General features: G+C 41.8%; 5 protein-coding genes and 1 pseudogene. 2 read left to right on the top strand and 4 right to left on the bottom strand.

Annotation, left to right across the window (positions count from 1 at the left end; genetic code table 11):
* Positions 1 to 7: 7 nt before the first annotated feature.
* The gene (locus D0T84_RS15435; protein ID WP_163308758.1) at positions 8 to 373 is read right to left on the bottom strand and encodes a DUF488 domain-containing protein; all 366 of its coding nucleotides are present in this window, start codon (positions 371 to 373) and stop codon (positions 8 to 10) included.
* Between the two features lie 89 nt (positions 374 to 462).
* Positions 463 to 597: a hypothetical protein gene (locus D0T84_RS23025; protein ID WP_255495167.1), complete on the bottom strand. Its 135-nt coding sequence runs from the start codon at positions 595 to 597 to the stop codon at positions 463 to 465.
* Positions 598 to 672: 75 nt separating this feature from the next.
* On the opposite strand from D0T84_RS23025, the gene D0T84_RS15440 reads away from it, so the two are divergent.
* Together D0T84_RS15440 and D0T84_RS15445 are read left to right on the top strand one after the other, a co-directional pair.
* On the top strand, positions 673 to 2124 hold the full coding sequence (locus D0T84_RS15440) for an amino acid permease (RefSeq protein WP_163308759.1): 1452 nt from the start codon (positions 673 to 675) through the stop codon (positions 2122 to 2124).
* Positions 2125 to 2260: 136 nt separating this feature from the next.
* Positions 2261 to 3340 carry an acyltransferase family protein gene (locus D0T84_RS15445; protein ID WP_163308760.1) on the top strand — a complete coding sequence of 360 codons (1080 nt, stop codon included), beginning with the start codon at positions 2261 to 2263 and terminating at the stop codon, positions 3338 to 3340.
* Between the two features lie 322 nt (positions 3341 to 3662).
* On the opposite strand, the pseudogene D0T84_RS15450 reads toward D0T84_RS15445, so the two are convergent.
* Positions 3663 to 4301, bottom strand: a pseudogene (locus D0T84_RS15450) (DUF1080 domain-containing protein); the annotation flags it as partial.
* Between the two features lie 104 nt (positions 4302 to 4405).
* The gene (locus D0T84_RS15455) at positions 4406 to 5824 is read right to left on the bottom strand and encodes a Gfo/Idh/MocA family oxidoreductase (protein WP_163308761.1); all 1419 of its coding nucleotides are present in this window, start codon (positions 5822 to 5824) and stop codon (positions 4406 to 4408) included.
* Positions 5825 to 6256 lie beyond the last annotated feature (432 nt).

Genomic DNA, 6256 nt, shown 5'->3' on the forward strand with positions numbered 1-6256 from the left:
CGGCAAGCTACTCATTTTTCAGCATCATATCTAAATATGCTTTTAAGATTTTCGCTTGGTTATGCTCCGGCTCTTTGGAGGCATAGAGGAGCGTTACCACATCATATCGGCTTATAATATCTATAAACTTCTTCACTTCCGCGGATTCACTCAGTTCTTTTTGATACATGGTAACGAAATCATCCCAATGGTTTTCCTTATCGGAGTGGAACCATTTACGCAAACCGGAAGACGGTGTTATATCCTTTGCCCAAAGATCGTAATGAAGATGCTCCTTTTTCATGCCGCGAGGCCATAATTTATCCACCAACACACGAAATCCGTCATCGCCGCTCATTTCTTCGTAAACCCGTTTCAGCTTAATCTGTGTCATAATGTATATTTCAAGATTAGAGAAAAATGCGCTATCTGATTTGATTATTGTTAAACAGCATGCATCTACATTTTGTTTATATCTTAAAACTAAGTACATGACAAAATTTTATATCCTGCTGTAGGGGCATCCCCTTGTGGGTGCCCGTAAACGATGACAAGCGGGCAGGGACAAGCCACTGCCCCTACATCGTCTCCAAATCGTGTTTGAATAATTTTTGTCATGTACTTAGATCTTAAAAGACATTTAAACATGGGATAATTCTCCCTTTTTCCTTACTTTTGCACAAAATTCCAATTATGATCGACCGGTTATTCAAGAAAAAGGATATTTCAGCAATACTGAATGAGCCTTCTCAAAACGAGGGAGGACTGAAAAGAAGCCTCTCGGCTACAAACCTTATCACATTAGGTATTGGCGCTATCGTTGGAACCGGAATTTTCGTTATTACAGGGCAAGCTGCCGCGATGTATGCAGGCCCGGCCCTTACTATTTCATTTATCATATCGGCTCTTAGTTGCGTTATGGCAGGCCTGTGCTATGCCGAATTTGCAGCTATGATACCGGTATCGGGAGGTGTCTATTCATACAGTTATACCACTATGGGAGAAGTACTGGCTTGGTTTGTAGGGTGGATACTGATCCTTGAATACCTCTTTGCCTGCTCCAGTGTAGCCGTAGGATGGTCGGGCTATATGCTCAGCCTTCTGAGAGAATGGGGTGTACACTTTCCTGAGCAGATAGCAGGCGCCACATTCGATCACCTGAAAGACGGCAGTTGGGTATGGACAGGCAAAATAGTCAATTTCCCCGCGGTTTTTATCGTAGCCATAGTATCCGCATTCCTTATAGGCGGGATCAAACAATCGGCATTTGTAAACAATATCATTGTAGTTATCAAGGTAGGCGTTATCCTATTGTTCATCGGATTCGGCTTATCCTATATAGACACCAGCAACTGGGTTCCTTATATCCCTGAGAATACGGGAGAATACGGGAACTACGGCTGGACGGGGATTCTCAGGGGAGCAGCCGTTGTTTTTTATGCTTATCTGGGTTTTGACGCGCTTTCTACCGCTGCCGGAGAAGCCCGCAACCCCCAGAAAGATATGCCTAAAGGTATCCTTATTTCACTCTTGATATGTGCGTTGCTCTATGTTGCCGTAACGACAGTTTTAACCGGGATAGTCAACTATAAAGAACTGAACGTGGACGCGCCCATCGCTTTAGCTATCGACCGTGCGGGGGCAGGGTTATCTTGGCTAAGCCCATTTATCAAACTGGGTGCTATCGCAGGCCTTAGCTCCGTTATATTAGTGATGATGCTGGGACAGTCGCGTATTTATTACGCCATTTCGAAAGACGGATTGCTTCCCAAAGCGTTCTCGAAGGTCAGCCCAAAGCATGGTGTGCCTCACAACGCCACTATTTTCGCAAGTATAGTAACCGGGCTTATTGCCGGACTATTTCCTTTGCACGTATTAAGCGAACTTGTATCGATAGGCACTCTAATGGCATTTACGATAGTATGCCTGTCTATAGTCATTTTACGTAAGACACAACCAGACCTGAAACGCCCTTTCAAAACCCCGCTTGTTCCGTTCTTACCGTTACTGGGCGCTGCTATATGTATCATACAGATGCTATCCCTGCCTTGGAATACATGGGTACGGATGATAGGCTGGACAGTACTTGGTTTTATTATTTACTTTGCATATGGGATCAGGCACAGTAAGCTGAATAATAAATAAGCTGTTGGCAGCACTTAAATGAATTGATGACTGGCAACCCTCGGTTAACCGGACTTTAGATAATCCGATATTTTTCATATTTTTGCTTAAAACCTTATCAGGCGGTTGACTACCTGTAAAATATAAACTAAAAAACATGACAATAGAAAATAAAGAGAAAGTCAGATTACATTGGATAGATTACGCAAAGTTGATTGGCGTATGGCTTGTCGCTATCAATCATGTAAATATGGATAGTCCTGCGCTCATCGATTGGATACTATCCTTCCACATGCCTTTATTCTTTATGTTGTCCGGATTCGTCGACAAAGGAAAAGCATCTGTTTCGGATACAATAAAAAAGAGTGCAAAATCATTGCTTATCCCATATTTCTGGTTCTATATCATTAGTTATGTATGGTGGCTGGTGGTCACATTTCGTCGTCACCCCGAATTGTACAGTCACGATTTTATGGGCGGCTTTGTAAAGCCTATGATCGGGATGCTACTAGGGGAAGGATACCATTCAGCTATTTCCACTATGATAAATGTGCCCCTTTGGTTCCTGGTCGGATTATTCTTTTGCAGAGTAATATTCTATCTGTTTTTATCATTCTCCCGTGAGAAGTATTATGGGCTTATCCTCGTCAATATATTAAGCCTCATTGTTATATTCCTACGAAATCATCTACAGATCAATATTTTTTGGAGTATCGACAGCGCTATCATGGCAATTCCATTCTATACGTTCGGCTTTTTTATGAAAAGATTCTTAGACAAAATGGATCCTAACGTCATCTACAAAGTGGTATTGTCTGTTTCGCTACTTATTATCGGCATACTACTATCACGTTGGAACGGCTTTGTAGATATCAACACCAGTAATTATGGGAAAAATCTGTTTGTGTATTATATAAATGGGTTAATAGGAGCTTTAGCAGTCATATTCTTTACCCGTATTTTCACAAATTTCAAATCCCCCCTGTTAATATATCTGGGTAAGAATACTTTAATCTTATTCGCGTTCCATCTGATTATTACAGGCTGGGTAAAAAAAGCCTACGAACTTATTACCGGGGCCAACTTCGGAGGAAATTACATTTTCACACCTTGGGAATCAGCAGCCATGTGCGCCGTGGTAATGCTAATATCTGTTATTCCTATTTACATTATAAATAAGTATTTCCCTTTCATGTTGGGGAAAAGCAAAAAAGTACTTCAACCGGACGTCAAATAATAGACATTGCATCGAATAGAAAAAGAGAGGTTTCGAATATCTGGCATTTCTACAAAGATAGGAAAATCTATGATAAAGAAATGGATGGAAAAGATTTGAGAAAATGAGGGTGTATCAAAAGTATTTTTTACTATCTCTTTACATACGCTCCGCTCCCGTGACCGTTGGTTGTCCTGTTGAGCGGAGTCAAACATCTCATATCCCGAGGGTCGGGATCCTTCGCTACACTCAGAAACAACGTTCACCGAAGCGAAGGCGAGGCAATGACAAAGAGGATAACATTTTGATAGAGCAATAATACTTTTAATACACCCTCATCTGTTTATTTCAATTCCTTTATTTTAATATTCTTAAACCATACCTCATCGCCATGATCTTGCAACAGGATATTGCCTTCCGCCGCATTACCAAAATCCGGCCAGTCTACGTACTTGCTATATGCAACTAAGGCGTTCCACATCTGATTGTTGCGCTCATATTCTATGATTTTCACTCCATTCAGCCAGTGCTGTACTTTCTTGTCCATTACAACTACAGTAGCCGTATTAAAGCCATCTTTGATGAACGGCTTATCCACCGGGGCAGGAATCAGGTCGTATAAAGATCCCAGCGTCCTGTTACCTTTTACGCCAAGTTTTGCGTCTGGGTGCTTTTCATCATCGAGTATCTGAAATTCGCAACCGATGGCAGAACCCTCCCCTTTATTCAGGTCGGGATTTACAAAGTACTTAATACCGCTATTTGCTCCTTCGGTAATCTTAAAATCAACTTTCAGTATGAAGTTCTTATACTTCCGTGTAGTGACGATATCCCCGCCATTGGCAGATTCCCCACCGCCGCTTTTTAGCACTTTGAGAATACCGTTCTCTATTGTCCAGCCCTTAGCCGGAAAAGCGTTGAGCTTGGCTCCCTTCCAGCCGTTTGTAGTCTTTCCATCCCACAGCAGCGCCCATCCGCCCCTTACCTCCTGCTCTGTCAGGGTATTATCCTGTGCAAAGAAAGGTACGGAAAACAGGCTTATCGCTATTACTAATATATATTTTTTCATCATTCAGTTCTGCCGGTTTAAATTTTATAATATTGTTCCCAATCCTTGCGGGGAGGTATGCCTGTCAGCATAGCGTTAGCAAACGGATTATTGGTTATTTGCTTGGTTCTGTTATCGAAATAGAACTTAGTGTTCAATCTTTGTGCCATTACCCCCAGAGAGAATACCTGGCTTAACGGGCCGTGGATCTCGAATGGAGAACGTGTTTTTTCCACTCCGGTACAAGCCAGCAGGAAGTTTTCGAAGTGATTGGACGGGCTCTTTGGTACTTCCGGCAATTTAGAAGCCATTTCCTTTGCTTTGCTCTCCGGTATGATAGAGAGTGTACTACCATGCGAAGCTCCCTTGAAGGTCAGCTCTTTACTATAGATAATCTTACCCGGGTTTATCGCAGTCTTCTTTATTTCTCCTGCGCCGGATGCCGGTATATTAGGGTCAAGAGCAGATTCCCCGTATCCGGCCGGTATAGGCGGTAAATTGTCCACCCCATCGTACCACGTCACATCGCAAGCCGGCATTTCGCCCCTTGGTCCGAATTTGAATAGTATGGTCGAGGAAGTAGGGAAGAAATAATCATTATGCCCGGTTAGTTTTACCGGATTAATTTCGTACGGCAGGCCTAAATCCAAAAATTCGTGGACAGTATCAAGGATATGCGCACCCCAGTCTCCTAACGCGCCCATACCAAAATCGTACCAGCAACGCCATTCTCCATAATGATATTTCTCATTATAGTCGTGATACGGAACGGCACAATTCCATGTCATCCAGTCCAGTGTAGACGGAATAGGTTGCGCTTCGGGCAGCTTATAAATATTGGTATCCCATGTATGCCATCTGCGGGGATTGTTCATGTGAGCCACTACAGAGGTCACATCTTTTATAATACCTGCATCCTGCCATGCTTTGAACTGGAAATAATTAGCTTCGGAGTGTCCCTGATTACCCACCTGCGTTACTACATTCGGGTATTTACGGGCGGCCTGCATCATCAGTTCCGCCTCATAAAAAGTACGAGCCATCGGTTTTTCCACATATACGTGTTTTCCGTTAGCCATTGCCAGCATCGTAATAGGAAAGTGAGAATGGTCTGGTGTAGCAATTGCCACAGCTTCAAATTCATTGCCAATCTTATCAAACATTACCCTGAAATCCTTAAACTGCTTGGCTTTAGGATATTTACCCATCACCTTCTGAGTATGTTTCGCACCCATATCCACATCACATAGCGCGACAACATTGACTAAACCCGTTCTTTCAAAATCTTCAATGATTTGTTCCCCCCGGTTACCTATGCCTATATAGGCAATATTTACTTTCCGGTTTGCTCCGGCAACTCTGCTATAACTGGCTGCGTTCAATGGGCTTATAGAGCCTACAGCAACGCCAGCGGAGGCCATAGCAGCCGTTTTCAAAAAATTTCTACGTGTTACCATGTATTATATATTTAGTTTCATTATTAGGCATAAGTTAATGCACAGATAAACACAAAATAAGGAATATATTTGTTAAAGTCAAAACATGTGTGCGAACACACACACTTATACACAGCTTTCAAAACCATATGAATCAACCATATAGGAAACAAAGCATACTTGTTGTTAATTTTTATGTTCTATAACATAAATACAGTAATGAAGGGTTATATATCATGAAGTCATCGCGACTTTTTAATTTAACCACGGAGTAATGGGAGTTTGGCAGAGTTTTATTAAATGCGAATCAAGGGTTGAAGTATTCTATTATATTTCCTTATATTTCACCCAACAATAATTAGTTCCTATGTTTGTATTTGAATTACGGCGATAGCAAATATGCATAAGCCCACGAGTATTATTATATTTGAGTTTGATTATAATAACATAATA

Origin of the sequence: Dysgonomonas sp. 521 (assembly GCF_010501055.1) — a bacterium.
Lineage (GTDB): Bacteria > Bacteroidota > Bacteroidia > Bacteroidales > Dysgonomonadaceae > Dysgonomonas.

Bases quoted from the DNA above. Each gene is read 5' to 3' on its own strand.
- D0T84_RS15435 (WP_163308758.1), bottom strand. From the start codon at position 373: ATGACACAGATTAAGCTGAAACGGGTTTACGAAGAAATGAGCGGCGAT.
- D0T84_RS23025 (WP_255495167.1), bottom strand. From the start codon at position 597: ATGACAAAAATTATTCAAACACGATTTGGAGACGATGTAGGGGCAGTG.
- D0T84_RS15440 (WP_163308759.1), top strand. From the start codon at position 673: ATGATCGACCGGTTATTCAAGAAAAAGGATATTTCAGCAATACTGAAT.
- D0T84_RS15445 (WP_163308760.1), top strand. From the start codon at position 2,261: ATGACAATAGAAAATAAAGAGAAAGTCAGATTACATTGGATAGATTAC.
- D0T84_RS15455 (WP_163308761.1), bottom strand. From the start codon at position 5,824: ATGGTAACACGTAGAAATTTTTTGAAAACGGCTGCTATGGCCTCCGCT.